This is a genomic window from Anaerocolumna xylanovorans DSM 12503, from assembly GCF_900143645.1.
Lineage (GTDB): Bacteria > Bacillota > Clostridia > Lachnospirales > Lachnospiraceae > Anaerocolumna > Anaerocolumna xylanovorans.
Window position 1 is genome coordinate 992,274 of sequence record NZ_FRFD01000003.1, and the last position, 22,237, is coordinate 1,014,510.

The window sequence follows — 22,237 nt, forward strand, 5'->3', positions numbered from 1 at the left end:
TAAAGTAAAATAAGCCATTTGATTAATAAAATAAGGTATGAAAAAGATTTTTAAAAAATGCTTTTCTTTTTTATAAAAAAGTGGTATTTTATCTGTAGGCAAAATTTAAGCCGGAGCAAAGACGTTCCCATGTTTTTTTTGGGGACGCTTTTTTTATACAGGTATGAAATCTATTTACTTGTATCCGAAATAAATTCATCAAAATAAAATATAAATGTGTGGAAGGAGTTTTTTTATGGCAGAGAAATTGACTGAAATCTTTGGCGCTGATGTTTTTAACGAAGCCACTATGACAGAACGTTTACCCAAAAAAGTTTTTGCCGCTTTAAAGAAGACAATTAAAAACGGAGAAGAATTAGATCCTGAGATAGCTGATATAGTTGCAAATGCTATGAAGGACTGGGCAATCGAAAGAGGAGCAACTCACTATACCCATTGGTTTCAACCGATGACAGGTATTACTGCTGAAAAACATGATTCCTTTATCAATCCTACCTCCGACGGTAAAATAATCCTTGAATTTTCCGGCAAAGAATTAATAAAAGGTGAACCGGATGCTTCTTCATTTCCTTCCGGCGGTTTAAGAGCAACTTTTGAAGCAAGAGGCTATACAGCATGGGATTGTACTTCACCTGCATTTTTAAGAGAAGATGCCGCCGGTGTTACCCTTTGCATCCCTACTGCTTTTTGTTCCTACACAGGAGAAGCTCTTGATAAGAAAACACCTCTTCTTCGTTCTATGGAAGCAATCAGTGACCAGGCTGTTCGTATTCTTAAATTATTCGGACATGATGAAGTAAAATCTGTATCCTGTTCTGTTGGTCCGGAACAGGAATATTTCATTATAGACAAAGCAAAGTACTTAAAGAGAGAAGACTTGATCTTTACCGGACGTACCTTATTTGGTGCGCAGCCTCCTAAGGGTCAGGAAATGGAAGATCACTATTTCGGAAGCTTAAAGGAAAGAATTGCATCTTTCATGAAGGAAGTAAATGAAGAGTGCTGGAAGCTTGGTATCTTAGCTAAGACACAGCACAATGAAGTTGCTCCTGCACAGCATGAATTAGCTCCTATTTATTCTACGGCAAATATTGCAACTGACCACAATCAGTTAGTAATGGAAATCATGAAGAAGGTTGCTAACCGTCATGGTCTTGTTTGCCTGCTTCATGAGAAGCCTTTCGCAGGCGTTAACGGTTCCGGTAAGCATGACAACTGGTCTATCGTAACAGATACCGGAAAGAACCTGTTAGACCCCGGTAAAACACCTCATGAGAACATTCAGTTCCTTTTAGTCCTTACTGCTGTTATTAAGGCTGTGGATGAGAATGCTGATCTTCTTCGTCTTTCCGCTTCCAATGCAGGAAATGATCACAGATTAGGTGCAAACGAAGCTCCCCCGGCCATTATCTCTATCTTCCTTGGAGAGCAGTTAGAGGATGTTGTGAAGCAGCTTGTTGAAACAGGCGATGCTAAGAGCAGCAAGCAGGGCGGTAAGTTAAATATCGGTGTTCACACACTTCCCGAATTAAAGAAGGATGCAACAGATAGAAACCGTACATCACCCTTTGCTTTTACAGGAAACAAATTCGAATTCAGAATGGTTGGATCTTCTATGTCTATTGCAGGTCCTAACACTACCTTAAATACAATCGTTGCTGATGCATTATGCGAATTTGCAGATGAATTGGAAGGTGCAGAAGATTTTGATATAGCTGTACATGATTTAATCAAGAAGACTTTAACTGAACATCAGAGAATTATTTTCAATGGAAACGGATATTCAGATGAATGGGTTGAGGAAGCAGAAAGAAGAGGACTGCCGAATTTAAGATCTCTTGTAGAAGCTATTCCTGCTATGACCTCTGAAAGAGCGATCAAGATATTCAGCAAATTCAATGTTCTGTCAGAAGTGGAACTTCATTCCCGTGCAGAAATTGAATTTGAAGCTTATTCAAAGACCATAAACATTGAAGCTAAGACAATGATTGAGATGGCAAACAAGCTCTTCATTCCTGCGGCTATTAAGTATGCTTCAGGTCTTGCCGGCTCTATCAATACCATTAAAGCCGCTGTTCCCAGTGTAGACGTTTCTGTACAGGAAGGCCTGTTAAAAGAAACTTCCTCTTTACTTGCAACAGCAAAAGCATCCCTTGATAAGCTTCAGGCAGCTGTTGCAGAAGCAGCTGAAAAAGAAGGTCAGGAACAGGCTGTATTCTTTAAAAAGTCTGTATTCCCGATAATGGACGAATTGAGAAAGCCCATTGATGCGCTGGAATTAATTGTAGACAAGGAAATTTGGCCGGTACCTACTTATGGAGATTTATTATTTGAGGTATAATTTTAAGCTTATTTCAGAACATAAGATGAGTTAATGGAGTAATTCCGATATAAAAGAAAGACTGCTGTATCTGCATAGATTGGCAGTCTTTTTTGAATATATTAATTTTGCTATTTACATTTCTATTTTATTATATAATAATGGAATAGCGAATGGGGCGTTTAATGCTTAAGTATACTTCCCATATATCGCAAAAGAAAGTTAAGAAAGGGATTGTACAATAGATGAGAAACATTAAACTGGTACTGGAATATGATGGTTCCCGGTACGACGGATGGCAAAAGCAGCCAGGAAGTAATAAGAGTATCACTATTCAGGATAAAGTAGAAGCTGTCTTAAATAAGATGGAAGAGGAAGTGGTTGAGCTTACTGGTGCTGCCAGAACAGAAGCAGGCGTTCATGCATATGGACAAATTGCCAATTTTAAAACAAATACCGATTTGAAGACTTATGAAATTAAACATTATCTTAACCGTTATCTTCCCAGAGATATTGCAGTGATGGAAGCTCTTGAGGTACCGGAGCGCTTTCACAGCAGTTTTAATGCAAAGGGTTTTCAATATGTCTATAAGATAACCACAGGAGAAGTACCTTCGGTTTTTGAGAGAAAATATAATTACTATTGCTTCCATAAGCTGGATGTATCTCTTATGAAAAAAGCAGCACAAAGTCTAATTGGCGAGCATGATTTCAAAGCATTTTCTGATAATAAAAGAATGAAAAAATCGACTGTTCGGAGAATGAAAAATATTGAAATCAAGACAGGGATTAATTCAATTGATATTATATTGGAAGCAGATGATTTCTGGCCAAATATGGTGAGGATTATCGCAGGCACCCTGATAGAAATAGGCGAAGGAAACATGGCACCTGAATATATGGAAGAGATACTGGCAAGCGGTGACAGAAGTAAGGCAGGGGAAACGGCAGAGGCAAAAGGACTTTTTCTGATGGATGTGAAGTATGAATGATTTCCATTTTGGTCATAGATAGTGAATGAAGATAATACAGACAGGGGCAGAAGCCATAAAAACAGGCTCTGCCCCTTAATTTAATATTTTTTATACCTTATGAATTATTCTACGGTAACAGATTTAGCAAGATTTCTTGGCTGGTCTACATTAAGCCCCCTGTGAAGGGAGGTGTAATAGGCCAAAAGCTGTAATATGACAGCAGCCAGGAAAGGCGCATACTCATCCTTAATTTCCGGCAGAACAATATGATAATCATAAATGGAAGGTTCTGCTTTTTGACCGCTTATAGTAATTAGTATCACGAAAGCATCTCTTGCTTTGACTTCGCGGATATTGGAAATCATCTTGGCATATACCTTTTGCTGGGTAGCCAGTGCTACCACAGGGACACCTTCTGTTACAAGGGAGAGGGTACCGTGTTTTAATTCACCGGCAGCATAGGCCTCCGAATGAATGTAGCTGATTTCCTTTAATTTAATAGATCCTTCGCAGGAGAGGGCATAGTCAAGACCTCTGCCGATAAAGAAGAGGTCCTCTTTTTCTTTCAGCTGTCTGCTGATTTCTTCTATTATCTTATCCTGTGAGAGAGTTTCTTCCAAGGCTGGGATAACATTTAAAAGCTGCTGCATTTCTTCCATGCAGGCTTCTTTTTCCAACTTGCCTGTAGCATAGGCAAACCGGAAGGCAAGAAGATACAGGCAGGCTAATTGTGCCGTATATGCTTTTGTGCTGGCAACGGCAATTTCCGGGCCAGCATGGGTATAGAGCACATAATCACTTTCTCTGGCAATGGAAGAGCCTTTTACATTGACGATAGAAAGAGTGGAAGCCCCCCGTTCCCTGGAAAGCTTAAGAGCAGCCAGAGTATCTGCCGTTTCACCGGATTGTGATATGGTAATAACGAGAGTATTTTTATCTATAATAGGGTCCTGGTAACGGAATTCAGAAGCAACCTCAACAGTAACAGGCAGACGAAGAAGCTTCTCTAGCATAACCCTTCCGATAAGGCCGGCATGCATGGCTGTTCCGCAGGCGGTAATAACAATTCTTGTAATACCGTCAAAAAGAGAATCGGGAATAGCATCCGCCGTAAAATCCGGAAGCTTATTCTGAATTCTTGGCAGGATAGTATTGCGCAGAGAATCAGGCTGTTCATGGATTTCCTTTAACATAAAGTGAGGATATCCGCCCTTCTTGGCAGCCGTCATATCCCAATTAACATGAAGTATCCTCGGGCAGACAAGATTACCGTCAAGGTCTGTAAGAATAATCTTATCCTTTTTTAAGATTACTACATGCATCTCTGGTACAACAAAATAATCCTTGGAATAATCGATCAGAGCAACCATATCGGATGCAATGATGGAACCTTCTTTTGCATGGCAGGCAACGAGAGGACTGCTGTTTCTAAGGCTGTAGATTACTTCCGGCTGATCGGCAAAAAGTATACAAAAAGCGTATGCACCTTCTATCAATTCAACGGCCTGTTTGATGGCTTTTAAAGCATCGCCTTCATAGAGGCTGTCAAGCAGAAGCGCAGCAATTTCAGTATCTGTCTGAGAGATGGGAATCCTTCCTTCTTCTTTCAGACGGATTTCCAATTCTCTATAATTTTCAATAATCCCATTATGGATTAGAGTAACTTTTCCGGCAGTATGAGGATGGGCATTGGTATCTGTAACGCCTCCGTGGGTTGCCCATCGGGTATGCCCGATACCGCAAGTACTCCCAGTATCCTCTGCAGATGTGTTTAGAGCAGCTATCTTATCAGTGAGAGCAGCTACCTTTCCGGTGGTCTTAATGGTATTGATGCTTCCACCTTCATAAAATGCAATACCTGCGCTGTCATAGCCTCTGTATTCCAGGGCGGTAAGACCGTCAATCAGAACCTTTTTTGCCTCCGTGTAACCTGTAAAGCCAATAATTCCACACATAATAATTCTCCTTTATTCTGTTTTCAATGTTCTAATTATGAATTCGCAGAAACACAGAAACTAAACTGAAACAAACGGGCATAAATATAGCCTGATGGTTAGAACAGTTTGCAGGTCTCTTAATTCAATTATCTTGGTATTGCCGCTGTTGTGTTCCGGTTACCCGGAGGTTTTTCAGCAATTCACACATCCAAGCCTATGAGAGAGCATCCGCCGAATATTTCGCTGACTCCCTACCTCGTTAACCTCTATATATTGCCCAAAGAGGTACATGGCGCTAATTTAAACATTTCTGTTGGGCGGACCCTGGGCCGGTCCGGTCTATGGTTACGGTATAGTTTAATATATGCTCTTTGCTCCCTTCTGTGCACAAAGCACTATAGTCAGGTTTTCTGAAAGTTACCAATATATATTATCATCTTAAAGAATACAAGTCAACTTATAAGCGCAATAAATAAGAAGGCAAATAGAAATACAGAGTATCTTTTTATAAGAATAATTGGAATAATATTCCGGGTACATGAATATAATATTAAGATTTATTACACTCATAAAATGAAGTGTTTTATTGTATTTCAGATTAAAAAGGAGAGAGAACGATGAACCCATGGCTTACTATTGACTTACCGGATTATGAAAATCATATGTGTCATGCATCCGTCTGCGGGTTACAGGCATTAAATGAGATGATGGACAGCCAGATTAATAAATATGATGTGAAAACGGCAATGATTTTGGGAATTGCCGAAGTAAATGGTTTAAATCACATTAACCCCGACAAGTTTGAAAAAGTCTATGGGGTGGATATCAACAGCAATTATCTTGCCTTATGCCTGGAAAGATATAAGAATCTATCCGGAATTTTTGAACCCCTTCATATTGATCTTACTCAAAATGTAAGTGAACTGCCAGAGGCCCGCTTGCTGGTAGCTGATTTGCTTTTAGAATACATCGGGCTTAATTGTTTTTTGAAAGTAGTGGAGCAGGTCAAGCCGGAATATATATCCTGTATCCTGCAAATTAATACGGATGAAAGCTTTGTATTTGACGGGTCAGAGGATGTATCTCATCCCATTACTCTTTACGAATTAACAAAAGCTATGTTTCAGATTCACTATGAATTAAACATTGCAGATGAAAGAGAACTGCCAGATTGTAAAAAACTTTTACAGCTGGATTATATAAAAGCATAAGAAATAGTCGAGGGTAAACAATCCGTACGTTGCCAATTCCTTTGGTATCTGCTATAATATTTTCTATGCTTGTAGTAAAGGAGTGACTATTATGGCTGGAATCATATTCGAAGGCGGAACCTTCCGTCCGATTTTCAGTGCGGGTGTTATGGATGCACTGTTGGAAAAAGAAATTATGTTTCCCTATTGCATTGGTGTGTCTGCCGGTATTAGTTTTGGGGTTTCTTACATATCAAAGCAAAAAGGAAGAAATCTTGAGGTGCTTTTAAATTGCAGAAAAGACAAGCGTTATATCAGCACCAGGAATTTAATAAAATGCCGAAGCCTTTTTGGACTGGATTTTGTATATGATGAAGTGCCCAATAAACTTTTCCCCTTTGATTGGGATACGTTTTTTAAATATGAGGGCAAGGCATTAGTAGGTGTAACTAATGCAGAAACCGGTAAAGCAGAATATCTTAATGCTATGGATACCGACAAAAGATGTACGATACTTCAGGCAACCTGTGCCATGCCGTTATTTTTTCCTGCAATTAATTGGAAAGGCGGTATGTACTATGACGGAGGACTGGCAGATTCCATTCCTATACGGAAAGCCATAGAAGATGGCAATGAAAAGAATCTGATTGTACTGACCCGTCCGAAGGGATACCGTAGAACCCTTGGAAGAGACAGTAAGTTAGCCATGCGTTTGCTTCGCAATAAGTATCCTGCGATGGTTGAAGTAATAAGGAACAGACCTGATATGTATAATGAAACCGTAGCATTTTGCGAGGAACTTGAAAGAGAAGGAAAGGCAGTAATCCTAAGGCCGGAATATACGGTTGAAAGTATGGAGAAAGATTTGGCGGCTCTTGAAAGAAATTATAAACATGGCTATGATATGGCTATGAATCACATAGATGAGATTAAGAAACTCCTTGTTTAAAATCCTGGCACACCTGGAATAATGCCGGTAATGCAGAGATTTATCTTTGCGGACATTCTACAAATACATAGGGTATGTCAAAAGACTTTCTAGGAAAGAGTCTTCCGACATACCCTTTTAAATAATTCATATAAAGGTTAACTAAACGATTATGCTCCCTTTGAAATCTCTCCCAGTCTGTCGATAATAGGAAGATGCTGTGTACAAAGCTTTTCACATTTTCCGCACTTAATACATTCAGCCGCCATTTCAGAAGGGATTCCCCAATGGTATTTCAGCCTGTCAAACATGTTATTGCCAAGAAGCTTTTCATTATAAGCATCCATGTATTTCGGGATATCGATATTTTTTGGACAGTGCTTACAGTAAGCGCAGCCTGTGCACAGGTTATTTAAAGCAACACCCTTATTTTCGTATTCTTCAAATATTTCCCTTGCAGGTCTTTCCTTCAGATGTTCTACTGCCTTACAGGCATCGTCCACATGTTCCTTTGTTGTACATCCGGCTAAGGTTATGGTAATTTCCTTGTGGGAGGCCACGAAGTTAAGAGCCGCCTGGGCAACCGTAAGGTCAGTTCCTTCTGCCAGGTACTCAAAGGTCTTAGGATTATTCGGTATCAGTCCGCCGCCTAAGGGGTTCATAACTACAACACCCATGCCTTTTTCATAAGCTGCGGTTATACCGGTCTGGCGGAAACGGTAATTTAAGGCATTATAGCCGATAAGCATACCTTTAAAACGGTCGGCAGCAACGGCATCTTCTAATTCATTTCCCTGCATATGAGAGGAAAATACGATATTTCTTATCAGACCTTCGCTTTTTGCTTCCTCGAAGAAACCATAAAGAGATTCACACTGGCTTTCAAAAGAATCCAGATTTAATACGCACCATAAATGGTAAAAATCCAGATAATCCACTTTCAGTCTGCTTAAAGTTGTTTCCAGCCTGCTGCGGAAGGCATCTCTTGTGCTTTTCCCGCCAATAGTGCCAAGATTTGTCTTTGAAGATATGTAGTAACTGTCCCTTGGCAATTGGGAAAGCGCCATACCTGTTATAATCTCGCTCTTATCATTACAATAAAAAGGAGCGGTATCAAAATAGTTGATTCCCTTTTCATGAGCGTATAGCACAATCTCTGAACATTCTTCGAATCTTTCTGCTTTTACATCTTCGTCATCGTAACGCATACATCCCATACCGATGGCGGACACTTTCATGTCAGTATTACCATACTGTTTATAATACATTGTTTTACCTCCGTTTACGAATTCTAACAGACAGAAAAAACTTGCAGGAAATGTCCGTTAGATAATTTTGGCCTGGTTTGACCTGTCTTGTTTAGTATAGCATAGAGGTACTTGATAACTCAACTGATATTTTATGCTTGACGTTTTGACAATAGTCTGGGACTTTTCCTTTTGAAATAAAAGTAGTATAATGAGCCATAAGTACAAATTTTGAACGTTTTACTTTACACGTTACTTTGTGCCTGCGGCCCAAAGTTTGCAGGGACAGGAAAGGCATGGATATTAGGTTAATATGAAAAATGATAATATGCAAAAAAAGAAGTTGAGCAGCAAAAAGGATCCGGAGAAGAATATAAAACCGGCTGTTTCCGATTGGATTTTTATGTCTATTGATGAAATTACAACAAGTGATTTATATATCTTTCTTAAACCCTTAAAGCTTGGAGAGCTTGATTTTTGGGAGGAGATGAACATCCTTTCCCTCGAGATGCCGGATAGGACATGCATTGATATGGAAGGACTAAAGGAAGGCTTTTCTGATGGGAAGGACAGGCAGTTTATGATAGAAAACGGATATAAGACTGTATTCTTTGTGTCTTTAAGCTGCTACAATGACAGTGCAAAAGCAGTATTTGAAAAAATACTGGAACATTTTCCGGGAGGTTTTTTTGCAGACACAGAAGATTTTAAGCCAAACCTTATAAGCAAAAAGTAAAGGCGGTATTATAAGTGAAGATGTTGCGTGGAATATTCGGAATGTTGCTTGGAATGCTTTTGATTCTGGCAGTAATGTTTGGAAATCTGTTTTTGCAGGAGAACAGAAAAACAGAAACAATAAGCAAGGTGCAGGAAGCAAAATACCATTTGCAGATACTGGTTCAGAATACTGATGAATATTTCTGGACGTATTTTAAGGATGGTGCAAGGGATGCTGCCGTGGAAATGAACGCGTATGCAGAATTTGTTCCAATTGCCCAAAAGAGTGGGGAAGCAATAAAGGATGCTGTGGAAAAAGGCATCTATAGCGGAGTGGACGGTATTGCCTTAAAACCGGCGGATGCTCTCGGAACCAAGGAGATTGCCAAAGAAGCCAAAGCCAAAAAGATACCCCTTTTAACATATGAAAATGACAGCTTTAATATTGCAGATGTACCAAGCGTCGGCTCCAACAGCTATACCATTGGCAGCATGGCCGGAAAGATGGGAGCGGATGCTATTGGGAGCGGCAAAAAGGCAGTAATCATCATGAACGAAGCGGGAGAAGAAGGAGATATTTCTTACCGTAATCTTAGCATGCAGGGTATTGCGGAAGCCTTTTCCTCAAAGGGAAACATAGAAATAGAAGAGGTGTATACCTTAAAACAGAATATGTTTGAGGCAGAAAAGGTCACTTATTCTATTATTGCCCAGCATAAAGATATAAATTTGATTATTTGCCTTGATGAAAAGAGTACACCGGGTGTTGCACAGGTGCTGGTTGATAATAACCTGGTAGGGGATATTAAGCTGGTAGGCTATGGCAGTATGCCTTTGACCCTCGATTATGTGGAACGTGGGGTAATATACGGAACAGTATGTCCAAATGCTTATGAAATAGGCTATTATACCGTCAAGCAATTAGCCCAGGCACTTAATGGTGTCCAGATAAGTGATTATAAGAGCACCCAGTTATATACCATTGACGCATCCAATGTGGCAGAATACGATGACAGAATGCCGAAAAAGGAAGGTGGAGAATGAAGAAGAAAAAAAGACGGGATCTATCCTACCGCACAAAGCTTACAAGCTTCTTTCTTCTTGCTACGGCAATTACCATACTGGTTGGTTTCTATAACTATATATCCTCCCGGATGTTAATGGAGGATATGACGGATCTGCTAAATAAAAGCCAGGAATTAACTTCCTTGTATAAAGAGGTGGATGAAATTCAAAACGATCTGGAGGTATACTTATCCACCAGAAGCTCAGACAGCCTCCAATCCTTTTATAACCACAGCAATTCCATCAGCTCCGATAATAATATCTTAAAACAGGATGCAGAATATACGGACAGAGGAGTTCGGATTAAAAATCTGACCGGGATGATAGATCATTATCTTAAGATTCTGGATGAAACCATCGTGGATAAAAGAAACCGAAAAATCAGTGATTACTCCAAGGGATACCAGCAATCCGTAAAAGAGTATAATTATATCGGAAGCTACATCAAGGAAATTATGAGTACGGATTTAAGCGACAGTGCCCAGCGGTATCTGGAAATCCAAAAGAAAGCATATAACAGTACTGTACTAAGCTATACTATGTTTGGAATAAGCTTTGCCTTGATACTTGTCATTATTGTGCTTTTTAGTTATCAGATTACAAGACCGATTACAAAGCTGTCCTCCTATGCAAAGGAAGTATCCGAAGGTAATTTTGAGGTAGATATTGCAGAAGAAGGTACCAGCAGTGAAATCAGAGTTCTCTACCGGGCTTTTAGCAAGATGACCAAAAGCATCAGAGAGTATATTGATGAGTTAAAGGAAAAGGAAAGACTGGAGCGTGTCCTGATTCAGGAGAAATACGATAATCTGAAGATGAAAAATGCTCTGCATGAAGCAGAACTTCTTGCCCTGCAATCCCAGGTAAATCCGCATTTTATCTTTAATTCCATCAATATCGGTGCCAAGGTTGCCATGCTCCAGGGAGACAGTGTAACCTGCGAATATTTGGAGAACTTTGCGGACATCTTCCGGTATAATTTAAAGGGTCTTGATTACAATGCAAGTCTTTCAGAGGAAGTAAACAATGTTTCTTCTTATATGAGCCTTTTGACAACCAGATTTGGCGATTTTGTAACCTTTCATATGGATATACCGGAGGACCCGGAAATCTTGGAATTTAAAATGCCCAGAATGACTCTGCAGCCTCTCACGGAAAACGCTTACATCCATGGTATCAGCAAGTTAGAAGAAGGCGGTGCCATTGAACTCAAGGCTACAAAAGAAGAAGACAGAATTAAAATTATAATATCCAATACGGGAGACCATTTTCCGCAGGAAGCAATCGACAGGATTCTTAACAAGAAATCAAAGACGGTAAAGAATCAGGCCCAGAAAGGCCATACTACGGGAATTGGAATGGACAATGTATTAAAGCGGCTGCGCTTGTTTTATGATGAAAAAGATGTTATGAACATCGTCAGTAAGGATGGAATAACTAAGGTCATCCTGTTACTGCCGCTTCACAATAAGAGGGAAATGGAAATTAAAGAATATGAGAATGAAGTATAAAGTACTGGTAGTAGATGATGAGCCCATTGCTGTTGAATCCATCATATATATGCTGACAAAGAATTTTGAAGAAATAGAAATTTGCGGCAGTGCCCGTTCCGGGAAAGATGCTATTGAAAAGGCATATAATCTGCATCCGGATATCATTATTATGGATATTAATATGCCGGGAATCAATGGTCTGGAGGCTATGAAACAAATTAAAACGGTAAATCCGAATATAGTTTTTATTATCTTATCTGCATTTGATTATTTTGATTATGCAGTGGAGGCATTAAATCTGGGGGTTGTGGAATACCTTCTAAAGCCGGTAAAGGAATTAACCTTAAATGAGACCATGGTTAAGGCTTTGGAGAAGATAAGAATACGGGAAGCCAATATACAGAAAAATTTAGAGCAGCAGGAACGCATGGAAATGATAATACCGGTACTCGAAACCGGTTTTATGAATTCCCTCTGTCTTTATAGCGGAAGCACGAAGGAGCTTAAAGACTATTGTCAGCTATTTGGATATAAAGAAGGCGGCGGTTATGTTATGGCGCTGGAATTCGGGCAGAAAAAAAGCCATAAGATAGAGAATAAAATAGGTGCCGGTGTCTATGGAGAGAAGATGTATGGTGAGTATAAGAAGATTATACAATCCCGGTTAAAGGCTATCGTAGGGCCCATTATGCTTAACCGCATTATTGTATATGTCTTTGAAGAAAACAGGGAGCAGGATTACGAACAAAAAAGTCATTCAGTGGAAGAAACCGGGAGAATTTTGGACAGAGCCGTAAGGATATATCCGGATATTTTTATTGGTATCGGCAGGTATTACGACAGCGTCGAAGAAGCCAAGAAATCCTATCAGGAAGCTCTGTTTGCCCTGGGTGTCCTGACCGGTGATAAAGAAAGTGAAGAATCACAGATATTGCATGTGGATGATATATTAGAAAGAATTGAATATCCTCAGAGTAATTATGAAGAGCAATTAGAGGAAATCTACCTGCATGCTGCTGAACAGGGAGAAAATGAGGTGGCTTCTGTATTTCATGATGTCTTTGGCCGCATGACAAGAGATAACACTTTGTCCTTTGAAGAAATTAAGAATAGTATGATAGGACTGGTAACCGGCTTTTCCGCAAGATGGAAAAGCGCTGCGGGAAATTATTATGATGTACTGAAAGAAATCATTGGGACCGAAGAGAAGGACGGGCTGTATTCTGTTGTTAAGAATTTCCTTGAAAGGACGGTAGGAAGAATCCAGGAGGGCAGAAAGATAAAGGTAAATACCATTATCGAAAAAGCCAATAAATATATGGAGCAATATTATTCCAGAGAAATTTCCCTGGAGGAGGTGGCAAAGGAGGTCAACTTAAGCCCCTATTATTTCAGCCGTTTCTACAAAGAGGAAACCGGTGTTAACTTTAGCGACCGCTTGACGGAAATCCGTATGGAAAAAGCAAAGGAGCTTTTAAAGAAAGACGAATATACAATAAAAGACGTTTGTTATATGACGGGGTATATGGAACCGAATTACTTTTCCAAGATATTTAAGAAGGTTACCGGAGTTACTCCAACAGAGTATAAAAGGATGTTTGGCAGTTAAGGAGGAGGTAAAAGTATGCGAAGGAGCTTACTTAGAAGGACTGTAGCATTGGGACTAACAGTACTTCTGCTTATTTTTGCAGTGGGGTGCGAAAAAAGAGTAGAGAGACAGGAAAAGCCAAAGGAAGACGATAAAATGGTGGTTGGGTTTTCCCTTGGTACCTTGATGGAAGACCGCTGGATAAGGGACAGGGATATCTTTATATCTAAGGCAGAAGAGGAGAACATTGAAGTAATTGTAAATAATGCCAATAAGGATTCCGACCTTCAGTACAAGCAGGTAAAAACCATGCTAAACCAGGGAATTGATGTTCTCGTTATTGCGCCCAATGACAGCAATACGGAGGCCAGATGCGTTAAGGCGGCTAAGGACAAAAAGATTCCGGTTATATCTTATGACAGACTGGTATCCAACGCCAATGTAGATGTGTATATCTCCTTTGATAATTACCAGGTGGGAAAGATTATGGCAGAATACCTGACAGAGAATGTACCAAAGGGAGGATATATTATAATAGGCGGCTCGGAAAATGACAGTAACAGTAAGATGCTCTATGATGGGGCAATGAAGGTGTTGGAACCCTTTATTGAAAAAGGAGATATCAAGATTCTGGCAAAGACCTGGATTGACGGATGGATCAGGGAGAGTGCCTATGATTTTATGCGGGAAGAGCTAAAAAGCCATAAGAATGATGTAAAAGCGGTTATCTGCGGCAATGATTCCCTTGCCTGGGGTGCCATTGATGCACTTTCGGAAGCGCAGATAGCAGAGAAAGTACAGGTGACAGGACAGGATGCAGACCTTGTAGCCTGCCAGAGAATTGTAACGGGAAAACAAGCTCTGACGGTATATAAGCCTATCAAGGATCTGGTGAAAAAAACAGTAGAAGTATGCATGCAGTTGCATAAGGGAGAAAAAATCAAGACAGATAAGGTAATTGATGACGGAACTTATGAAGTACCTTATATTTTTATTGGAGTACAGGCAGTAACAAAGGATAATATTAATGATACAGTCATAAAGGATGGTTTTCATCTTTATGAGGATGTATACCAGACAGAATAGTGTTTATAAAAGAAAAGGCTGAATACACAGCCTTTTTTCTTTTTGGTGTGCCATGTATGGCAAATAGCTATACTATATTGCGGTGTCGATTTTTGAGCGCAATATTTTACCTTTTACAAAATGTGGCTAAAAAATAGCGCAATAAAGTAATATTACACAACAATCCAGTTCATTGTCTATTTATTTTGTATATTGTAACATATAGGTGTAACCAATACAGCAGGCTTACCGCTAATATGAAGGTATGACGGTATAGCATATGCAAAAACTATTAAAAAAAGAAGGGCGGAATGTATTTATGAAAAAAATGTTAGCAGTGCTTTTGTGCCTCATGATGGTAGTATCACTGGCAGGGTGCAGCAACGGGGGAAGCTCAAGTGGCAGCAAAAAAGGAAAGGTTGATGTAGGTATCGTACTTCCTACAAAAGATGAACCAAGATGGCTACAGGACAAGGCAAAATTCGAGTCCGTTATTAAAGATTCCAAGTATTCCGTAGAAGTTTTATTCAGCCAGGGTTCTTCAGCCAATGAAAAGACAAACGTTGAAACCTTAATCAATAAAGGAATCAAAGTATTAATCATCTGTGCTCAGGATGCCTCAGCTGCTGCAGCCAGTGTTGAAGAAGCAAAAGCAGCCGGCGTTAAGGTTATCGCTTATGACAGATTAATTACCGGAACTGATGCAGTTGATTATTATGTAACCTTCGACAGCGTAGCTGTTGGTGAAGCAATGGGACAATACCTTGCTGACAATGCATCCGGTCAGGGAAATCCTCTGTATCTGTATGCAGGAGCTGCAACAGATAACAATGCTTTCCTTTTCTTCCAGGGCGCATGGAATATTTTACAGCCTAAGATTGAAGACGGAACTTTTGTAATCAAGAACTCTTCTGAAGCTGCTGGTTTACAGGCATCAAAAGAATTGACACATGAACAGCTGGCATCCATTATTGGACAGATAACTACCAACTGGGATTTCAATGAAGCTAAATCCAAAGCAGAAGCTCACTTAACAGCAGTAGGTGCTGCAGATAAGGGTAAATGCTATGTTTTAGCTCCCAATGATGGTACATCTCGTTCTATCGCTGATGTATTTGCATCAGATGCAGACGTTACAGAGTACTTCATTACCGGTCAGGATTGTGAAAAAGCTTCCGTTCAGTACGTAATCGACGGAAAACAGTCTATGACAGTATTTAAGGATACACGTACACTTGCAACAGATGCTATGAATATGGCCATTTCCGTAATTGACGGAAAAGAGGCTGGTACTGACACAACCTATGACAATGGTAAAAAAGAGGTTGCTGCTAAACAGACACCTATCGTTGTTGTAACAAAGGATAATGTAAAACAGGCATTAATCGATTCCGGATACTACAAAGCATCTGATTTCACTGGATTAAACTAATTATTATATTATAAGACCGGCTAAAAGGGCACTGCTTAGAGGGAATGACTGAATGAGTGACTTGCCCTTTTACCGGTTCATTTCATGAAAATGGAACATAAGGTGAAATAATTGAAAATAGAGAAGAAAGATGGGTGAAATAATGAGTGACTATATTTTAGAAATGCGGAATATTGTCAAAGAGTTTCCCGGTGTGAAGGCTTTGAGCAATGTTAATTTCAAAGTAAAACGCGGAGAGATTCATTGCCTTGTCGGGGAAAACGGAGCCGGCAAGTCCACCCTCATGAAGGTATTATCAGGGGTATACCCTTACGGCACCTATGGCGGTGATATCGTTTATAACGGAAATGTTGTACAGTTTAAATCCATATCAGACAGTGAAAATGCTGGAATTGCTATTATCTATCAGGAACTTGCGTTGATTCCTGAACTTAGTGTGTATGAAAATATTTACTTTGGACATGAAATCATGGAAGGGAAAGTAATTAACTGGAACCAAACGATTGTAGAAGCAAGTAAGGTGCTGAAAAAGGTAAGGTTAAATATTAATCCTTCTACTAAAATAAAGGATTTAGGTGTTGGAAACAGGCAGCTTGTAGAAATTGCAAAGGCTTTAAGCAAAAATGTAAAGCTATTAATTCTGGACGAACCGACGGCTGCATTAAATGAGGATGACAGTGAAAATCTTCTTGACCTGTTAAGAGAGTTAAAGGAACAGGGTGTTACCAGTATTATGATATCCCATAAGTTAAAAGAAATTGTTTCCATAGCGGATACCGTTACAGTTTTAAGGGATGGTTCCACGATTTGCTCCATGGATGCCGCAGAGCAAAAGATTACGGAACAGGATATTATCAAATACATGGTAGGAAGAGAAATTGAAAATATTTATCCGAAAAGAGAGAAGCACCACGACGGAGATGTCTGCCTGGATGTTAAGAACTGGAACGTATTTGACCAGGAAGCAGGCAGGGAAATTCTCCATGATGTTAATATAAAGGTCCGTAAAGGTGAAATTGTAGGAATAGCAGGTCTTATGGGGGCAGGAAGAACAGAATTCGCCTTAAGTATATTTGGAAATACCCCCGGCTACAAGATAACAAGCGGTCAGATATTTGTAGAAGGAAAAGAAAAGCAGCTAAAGCACCCCAGAGCAGCTATGGATGCAGGTATTGCCTATGTAACGGAGGACAGAAAAGGAAACGGCCTTGTCCTTATCCAGGACATCAAATATAATACCACCATTGCAAACCTTGATAAGCTGACAGAGGGTATTGTTATTAATGAAAATGAAGAAATCAATGTGGCAAATGATTTAAAGAAGTCTATTGGTATCAAAGCACCTTCTATCAAACAGTTTGTTGGAAACTTAAGCGGGGGTAACCAACAGAAGGTATCTCTTGCAAAATGGCTTTTTGTAGGTCCCAAGGTATTAATCCTTGACGAACCGACCAGAGGTATTGATGTCGGAGCTAAATTTGAAATCTACTCATTGATGAACCGTTTAGTAGAAGAAGGCATGAGTATTATTATGATTTCCTCCGAGCTTCTTGAGGTACTTGGTATGAGCGACAGAATCTATGTTATGTCAGCAGGCACCATAACCGGTGAGGTATTGGCAGAGGAAGCAACGGAACAAAAGATCATGGCAATGGCCACAAGAGTATAGCGGGGGTATAGTGAAAATTAAAAAGCAATTTTCACTTTCTATTTAGGCAGTAACCGCAAGCTCTGCTTGCGATATGCACGGGTTTAAAGGAGGATTTGTATGAACGAAAACAGCAAGGCTAAGATGTCCATTGGCACAGAAATTGCAACTATGCTAAAAAGCAATGTCAGGGACTATGCCATGTACATTGCTTTGGTAGTAATCTTTATTTTCTTTGGAATCAGAACAGGCGGATTATTCTTATCATCCAGAAATTTATCCGACTTAATTAATCAGACAGGTTATGTAGCGGTGCTTGCCATCGGTATGACCATAATACTTATAATCAAGCACATCGACTTATCCGTTGGATATGTAGCAGGTTTCCTGGGTGCTGTTTCAGCCATTCTTTTAAAAGCCGGATTGAATGTATGGGTGGTAATTCCTATTATACTCTGTCTTGGTATTGCAGTTGGTATCTATCAGGGATTTTTGGTAGCAAAAGTAGGAGTTCCTGCCTTTGTAACCACGCTGGCCGGTATGTTTATCTTTCGAGGACTTCTTTCTTTAGTAACACAGGGAACAGGAACCATTATTGTGTCTGACCCTACCTTTAAAGCCCTTTCCAACGGCTTTATCCCGGATATCTCCTCTGGCGGAAGTATCCATATATTAACCATTATTATCGGAGTTGTTGCAGTTATTCTTATGACTTACAGCCAGATAAAGTCCAGAAAGAATATGCAAAAATATAACTTCCAGGTTAGCTCAGCACCGATTTTCGTCTCTAAGATTGCATTTATCACCATAATTATTATTGCTATCTTTTCCATGCTGGCAAACTATAAGGGTATTCCCTGGACAGCTATTGTTGTAGGAACCGTATTATTTATCTATAATTTCATGCTGAATAAAACAAAGCTTGGCAGATATATTTACGGTATCGGCGGAAATGCAGAAGCTGCAGAGCTGTCCGGTGTTAATGTAAGAAAAATAACCTTCTTCGCATTTGCTTCTATGAGTATGTTAGCAGCTTTGGCAGGTATTTTGTATACTTCCAGACTTTCCTCCGCAACTCCTCAGGCTGGACTTGGCTTCGAGCTGGATGCTATCGCTTCCTCCTACATCGGCGGTGTATCCGTTAACGGCGGTATCGGTAAAGTTACCAATACAATCATCGGTGCTCTGGTAATTATGTCACTTACCAATGGTATGAACCTGATGGGCGTTGATATTTCCTTCCAGTACATTGTAAAGGGTGCTATCTTCATTTTAGCTGTTGCCTTTGACGTAAGAACAAGAGGCGGAAGAAAATAATTAGAAATTGATATGAAAATAGTTGTATGAAATAAAAGATGTCTGTAAGGTAGTAATTTACCAATCTTGCAGCCATCTTTTTAATTTTGTTATCTATTTAATTTCTTCTAAAATATGGTATAATAAATGCAGATATTTTTTTAATAAAAGGAAGGGGTATCTATGCTGATAGCAATCGTTTGCTGGTTAGCAGCAATATTATTTATTATAATGGGATTTTTGGCTTCCCGCAGCAAGAAACCGGCTGGTATCTATTCCAATATCAAAGCACCAAATAAGGACAAGATTACGGATATACGGGCTTATAATAAAGCAGTGGGATGGTTGTTGACGGGATATGGATTATTACAGGCTGCTGCAGGTGTGTTACTGCTGATTTTTCAAGTAAGTGACAAAAAAGCAGGAAATCTCCTGGTGTTTCCCTTTTTCTTCGGGGCTATATTTATGATGATAATATATGAAGCAGTAATAGCAGAAAAATATATCAAAAAAACAGGAGAAACCCATGAGAAGCAGAGAAGAAGTAATTAACTACTGTATGACCTTTGAAGATGTATATGAAGATTATCCTTTTCATGATGATAACTGGACTATTATGCGCTGTAAGGAAAATAAGAAAATTTTTGCCTGTATCTATAAGCGTGAAGAGAATATCTGGGTAAACGTTAAGAGCCCTGCAGAATGGATTGATTTTTGGAGAAGTGCATGGCCCTCTGTCATTCCGGCTTACCATATGAATAAGAATCATTGGAATTCCCTTATTTTAAATGGTGACATACCAGAAGAGGATATTAAGAGAATGATTGCAGAAAGCTATGATCTGGTAAAGCCCCAAAATAAACGAAAGAAAAAGTCTTAAAATTTTACTTGACAATTAAATACAGATTGCATATACTTAAGAAAATTAAACGAATAAACCGATGAACAAGAGAAGTAAGTAATGAAATGCCTTACAGAGAGCCGCTTACTGGTGGAAGAGCGGCAGTGCTACGATTACTGAATGGACTTGTGAGGGTGGCTCGAAAGCAGTAAATATTGCAAGTAGACGTCAACGGGAACCTCAACCGTTATCAACGAGGTGTATATGATAGTATACAAACAGAGCGGATGCAATAGCATCAATATGGGTGGTACCGCAGAGAGTAGTCTTTGTCCCTTAAGAATTTAGGGATAGAGGCTTTTTTTATTGCTTATTTTTAGCAAAAACCAGCCGCGCTTGGTTAAAACCCCTCATCCAGACCCAGATTATCATTAGGCTTATGAAAGGGAGGAACTTATGGTTACAAATTATGAAGACGTTTCAAAATACGAAGCGGATTGCAGTTTTATTCCCGTATGCAGGGAAATCCCGTCGGATATGTTGACCCCCATTCTTCTTTTAAGAAGATTTGCAAATGCAGGGAACAACTATTTTCTTCTGGAAAGCGTGGAAGGGGGAGAACACTTTGGCAGATACTCCTTTTTAGGACTGAATCCTTCCTTGCGTCTGTACTGTAAGAAAAATAAAGCCGTAAGAAAAACAGCGGCAGGAGAGGAAGAACTTGAGTGTACGCCAATGGAAGCCTTAAGAGATCTGTTAAAGGACTACAAAGCTCCGAAAATACCGGGAATGCCTGTCTTTACCGGAGGGCTTGTAGGGTATTTCTCCTACGAGATGATTGGCTATGCAGAGCCAAAGCTAAGGCTGAAAGAAAGTCAATTTCATGATTATGACCTTTCTCTTTTTGATAAGCTTATTGTATTTGACCACTTAAAGCAAAAACTACTGGTCATAGCCGGTTATAAGGCAACAGAAAAGAAAAGAGGTTATGAAAAGGCATTAAAAGACATTGAGGATATGACTGCCCTGATATTTGATAACTCACTGCTGCCGGATTTGACACCGGAAAAAATTGGTGAATTCACCTGCAATACCTCAAAGGATGAGTACTGCGAGATGGTGGAAAGGACCAGAAGATATATCCGGGAAGGAGATATTTTTCAAGGAGTTATTTCCAGAAGATTTGAAGCGGAATACAGAGGAAACCTCTTAAATGCCTACCGTATTCTTCGTACTACAAATCCTTCTCCCTATATGTATTTTATCCAGTGTGAGGATTTACAGATTGCCGGAGTATCACCGGAGACTATGATTAAGCTGGAAAATAAGAAGCTTACTACCTTCCCGGTTGCCGGTACCAGACCGAGAGGAAAGACAAAGGAAGAGGACATAAGGCTGGAAGAAGAGCTTTTAAAGGATGAGAAGGAATTATCCGAGCACAATATGCTCGTGGATCTTGCCAGAAATGACGTGGGACGAATAGCTGAATATGGCAGTGTGGCAGTGGAAGAATATATGAAGATACACCGTTTTTCCAAGGTAATGCATATTGCTTCCGTGGTAACGGGAACCTTAAGAAAAGATAAGGATAGCTGCGATACCGTCAGTGCCCTGCTTCCTGCCGGTACCCTATCAGGAGCACCGAAATTCAGAGCCTGTGAGATAATAGATGAATTAGAGAGTGAAGCAAGAGGTGTCTACGGCGGAGCCATCGGCTACCTTGATTTCTCCGGTAATCTGGATGTCTGCATTGCCATCCGGACAGCAGTGAAAAGGGCTGATACCGTATATGTACAGGCCGGTGCGGGGATTGTAGCAGACAGCGTACCACAAGCGGAATATGAAGAATGTGCCAACAAAGCCGGTGCTGTCATCGAAGCCATAAAAAGAGCCGGGGAGGTAAAAGACCTATGATATTACTCATTGATAATTATGACAGCTTTTCCTATAATCTGGTGCAGTTAATCGGAAGTATCTTAAAGGATAAAGAAGAAATTAAGGTTATCCGCAATGATGAGATGACGGTAGAGGATATAAAAAAGCTTAATCCCTCCCATATTATTCTTTCTCCCGGACCTGGAAGGCCGATAGATGCAGGAATCTGTGAAGAAACGGTAAAGGAATTAAAGGGAAGGTTCCCTATTCTTGGGGTATGTTTAGGACATCAGGGTATTTGTGAAGCTTTTGGCGGGGTAATTACCTATGCAAATAATTTAATGCATGGGAAGCAAAGTCTTGTTAGGGTTGACACCTCAAGTCCTCTTTTTAAAGGTCTGGAGGCAGAGGTACTGGTGGGAAGATATCATTCTCTGGCAGCAGAACAGAATTCTCTTCCATCAGAACTTACCATTATTGCCAAGGCATCGGATGGTGATATTATGGCCGTAAAGCATAAGGATTATGAAATATATGGTGTGCAGTTTCATCCGGAATCGGTGCTTACACCAAAGGGAAGGATTATGATGGAGAATTTTTTAGATATCTAAGGAATAAATG

At 39.8% G+C, this 22,237-nt stretch carries 18 protein-coding genes and 1 other annotated feature; of the genes, 16 read left to right on the forward strand and 2 right to left on the reverse strand.

Annotated features, from left to right (window positions below):
• The first annotated feature begins 235 nt into the window (after positions 1–235).
• On the forward strand, positions 236–2,341 hold the full coding sequence (locus tag BUF11_RS04170) for a glutamine synthetase III family protein (protein ID WP_073587497.1): 2,106 nt from the start codon (positions 236–238) through the stop codon (positions 2,339–2,341).
• Positions 2,342–2,565: 224 nt separating this feature from the next.
• Positions 2,566–3,312: a tRNA pseudouridine(38-40) synthase TruA gene (gene truA / locus BUF11_RS04175; protein WP_073587498.1), complete on the forward strand. Its 747-nt coding sequence runs from the start codon at positions 2,566–2,568 to the stop codon at positions 3,310–3,312.
• Positions 3,313–3,416: 104 nt separating this feature from the next.
• Here the strand turns inward: truA and glmS are convergent, their stop codons facing one another.
• Positions 3,417–5,249 carry a glutamine--fructose-6-phosphate transaminase (isomerizing) gene (glmS, locus tag BUF11_RS04180; RefSeq protein ID WP_073587499.1) on the reverse strand — a complete coding sequence of 611 codons (1,833 nt, stop codon included), beginning with the start codon at positions 5,247–5,249 and terminating at the stop codon, positions 3,417–3,419.
• Positions 5,250–5,848: 599 nt separating this feature from the next.
• Between glmS and BUF11_RS04185 the strand changes: the two genes are divergently transcribed.
• On the forward strand, positions 5,849–6,442 hold the full coding sequence (locus BUF11_RS04185; RefSeq protein WP_073587500.1) for a hypothetical protein: 594 nt from the start codon (positions 5,849–5,851) through the stop codon (positions 6,440–6,442).
• A gap of 91 nt (positions 6,443–6,533) precedes the next feature.
• On the forward strand, positions 6,534–7,370 hold the full coding sequence (locus tag BUF11_RS04190) for a patatin-like phospholipase family protein (RefSeq protein WP_073587501.1): 837 nt from the start codon (positions 6,534–6,536) through the stop codon (positions 7,368–7,370).
• A 149-nt stretch (positions 7,371–7,519) separates the two neighbouring features.
• On the opposite strand, the gene BUF11_RS04195 is transcribed toward BUF11_RS04190, so the two are convergent.
• Positions 7,520–8,617, reverse strand: coding sequence for an aldo/keto reductase (locus BUF11_RS04195; RefSeq protein ID WP_073587502.1), 1,098 nt, complete (start codon positions 8,615–8,617; stop codon positions 7,520–7,522).
• A gap of 292 nt (positions 8,618–8,909) precedes the next feature.
• On the opposite strand from BUF11_RS04195, the gene BUF11_RS04200 reads away from it, so the two are divergent.
• The 12 genes from BUF11_RS04200 (at position 8,910) to BUF11_RS04255 (ending at position 22,227) form a co-directional block, all read left to right on the forward strand.
• Positions 8,910–9,332 (forward strand): hypothetical protein, encoded by a 423-nt coding sequence (locus tag BUF11_RS04200; protein ID WP_073587503.1) that lies wholly within the window; start codon positions 8,910–8,912, stop codon positions 9,330–9,332.
• Positions 9,333–9,352: 20 nt separating this feature from the next.
• Positions 9,353–10,357, forward strand: coding sequence for a sugar ABC transporter substrate-binding protein (locus tag BUF11_RS04205; protein ID WP_139243266.1), 1,005 nt, complete (start codon positions 9,353–9,355; stop codon positions 10,355–10,357).
• A complete protein-coding gene (locus BUF11_RS04210; RefSeq protein ID WP_073587505.1) occupies positions 10,354–11,889 on the forward strand; it encodes a sensor histidine kinase in 1,536 nt (511 codons plus the stop codon). The genes BUF11_RS04205 and BUF11_RS04210 overlap by 4 nt, the downstream gene beginning before the upstream one ends.
• Positions 11,879–13,480 (forward strand): response regulator, encoded by a 1,602-nt coding sequence (locus BUF11_RS04215; protein WP_073587506.1) that lies wholly within the window; start codon positions 11,879–11,881, stop codon positions 13,478–13,480. The genes BUF11_RS04210 and BUF11_RS04215 overlap by 11 nt, the downstream gene beginning before the upstream one ends.
• 15 nt (positions 13,481–13,495) lie before the next feature.
• Complete coding sequence (locus BUF11_RS04220) at positions 13,496–14,545, forward strand: sugar ABC transporter substrate-binding protein (protein ID WP_073587507.1); 1,050 nt, start codon at positions 13,496–13,498, stop codon at positions 14,543–14,545.
• A gap of 298 nt (positions 14,546–14,843) precedes the next feature.
• Positions 14,844–15,956, forward strand: coding sequence for a sugar ABC transporter substrate-binding protein (locus tag BUF11_RS04225; RefSeq protein ID WP_073587508.1), 1,113 nt, complete (start codon positions 14,844–14,846; stop codon positions 15,954–15,956).
• A 142-nt stretch (positions 15,957–16,098) separates the two neighbouring features.
• A complete protein-coding gene (locus tag BUF11_RS04230; RefSeq protein WP_073587925.1) occupies positions 16,099–17,625 on the forward strand; it encodes an ATP-binding cassette domain-containing protein in 1,527 nt (508 codons plus the stop codon).
• A gap of 99 nt (positions 17,626–17,724) precedes the next feature.
• On the forward strand, positions 17,725–18,921 hold the full coding sequence (locus tag BUF11_RS04235) for a sugar ABC transporter permease (RefSeq protein WP_242952307.1): 1,197 nt from the start codon (positions 17,725–17,727) through the stop codon (positions 18,919–18,921).
• A 162-nt stretch (positions 18,922–19,083) separates the two neighbouring features.
• Positions 19,084–19,452 carry a hypothetical protein gene (locus tag BUF11_RS04240; protein ID WP_073587509.1) on the forward strand — a complete coding sequence of 123 codons (369 nt, stop codon included), beginning with the start codon at positions 19,084–19,086 and terminating at the stop codon, positions 19,450–19,452.
• Positions 19,427–19,780: an MmcQ/YjbR family DNA-binding protein gene (locus BUF11_RS04245; RefSeq protein ID WP_073587510.1), complete on the forward strand. Its 354-nt coding sequence runs from the start codon at positions 19,427–19,429 to the stop codon at positions 19,778–19,780. The genes BUF11_RS04240 and BUF11_RS04245 overlap by 26 nt, the downstream gene beginning before the upstream one ends.
• 52 nt (positions 19,781–19,832) lie before the next feature.
• Positions 19,833–20,081: a binding site (T-box leader), on the forward strand.
• A gap of 116 nt (positions 20,082–20,197) precedes the next feature.
• Positions 20,198–21,655, forward strand: a complete 1,458-nt coding sequence (gene trpE / locus BUF11_RS04250) for an anthranilate synthase component I (RefSeq protein WP_073587511.1) — start codon at positions 20,198–20,200, stop codon at positions 21,653–21,655.
• On the forward strand, positions 21,652–22,227 hold the full coding sequence (locus tag BUF11_RS04255) for an anthranilate synthase component II (protein WP_073587512.1): 576 nt from the start codon (positions 21,652–21,654) through the stop codon (positions 22,225–22,227). Before trpE ends, BUF11_RS04255 begins: the two co-directional genes overlap by 4 nt.
• Positions 22,228–22,237: the final 10 nt, after the last annotated feature.

Coding starts and splice junctions, on each gene's coding strand:
- BUF11_RS04200 (WP_073587503.1), top strand. CDS start 8,910: ATGAAAAATGATAATATGCAAAAAAAGAAGTTGAGCAGCAAAAAGGAT.
- BUF11_RS04230 (WP_073587925.1), top strand. CDS start 16,099: ATGAGTGACTATATTTTAGAAATGCGGAATATTGTCAAAGAGTTTCCC.
- glmS (WP_073587499.1), bottom strand. CDS start 5,249: ATGTGTGGAATTATTGGCTTTACAGGTTACACGGAGGCAAAAAAGGTT.
- BUF11_RS04170 (WP_073587497.1), top strand. CDS start 236: ATGGCAGAGAAATTGACTGAAATCTTTGGCGCTGATGTTTTTAACGAA.
- BUF11_RS04205 (WP_139243266.1), top strand. CDS start 9,353: ATGTTGCGTGGAATATTCGGAATGTTGCTTGGAATGCTTTTGATTCTG.
- BUF11_RS04220 (WP_073587507.1), top strand. CDS start 13,496: ATGCGAAGGAGCTTACTTAGAAGGACTGTAGCATTGGGACTAACAGTA.
- BUF11_RS04225 (WP_073587508.1), top strand. CDS start 14,844: ATGAAAAAAATGTTAGCAGTGCTTTTGTGCCTCATGATGGTAGTATCA.
- BUF11_RS04195 (WP_073587502.1), bottom strand. CDS start 8,617: ATGTATTATAAACAGTATGGTAATACTGACATGAAAGTGTCCGCCATC.
- BUF11_RS04185 (WP_073587500.1), top strand. CDS start 5,849: ATGAACCCATGGCTTACTATTGACTTACCGGATTATGAAAATCATATG.
- BUF11_RS04210 (WP_073587505.1), top strand. CDS start 10,354: ATGAAGAAGAAAAAAAGACGGGATCTATCCTACCGCACAAAGCTTACA.
- trpE (WP_073587511.1), top strand. CDS start 20,198: ATGGTTACAAATTATGAAGACGTTTCAAAATACGAAGCGGATTGCAGT.
- BUF11_RS04240 (WP_073587509.1), top strand. CDS start 19,084: ATGCTGATAGCAATCGTTTGCTGGTTAGCAGCAATATTATTTATTATA.
- BUF11_RS04255 (WP_073587512.1), top strand. CDS start 21,652: ATGATATTACTCATTGATAATTATGACAGCTTTTCCTATAATCTGGTG.
- BUF11_RS04245 (WP_073587510.1), top strand. CDS start 19,427: ATGAGAAGCAGAGAAGAAGTAATTAACTACTGTATGACCTTTGAAGAT.
- BUF11_RS04215 (WP_073587506.1), top strand. CDS start 11,879: ATGAAGTATAAAGTACTGGTAGTAGATGATGAGCCCATTGCTGTTGAA.
- BUF11_RS04235 (WP_242952307.1), top strand. CDS start 17,725: ATGAACGAAAACAGCAAGGCTAAGATGTCCATTGGCACAGAAATTGCA.
- truA (WP_073587498.1), top strand. CDS start 2,566: ATGAGAAACATTAAACTGGTACTGGAATATGATGGTTCCCGGTACGAC.
- BUF11_RS04190 (WP_073587501.1), top strand. CDS start 6,534: ATGGCTGGAATCATATTCGAAGGCGGAACCTTCCGTCCGATTTTCAGT.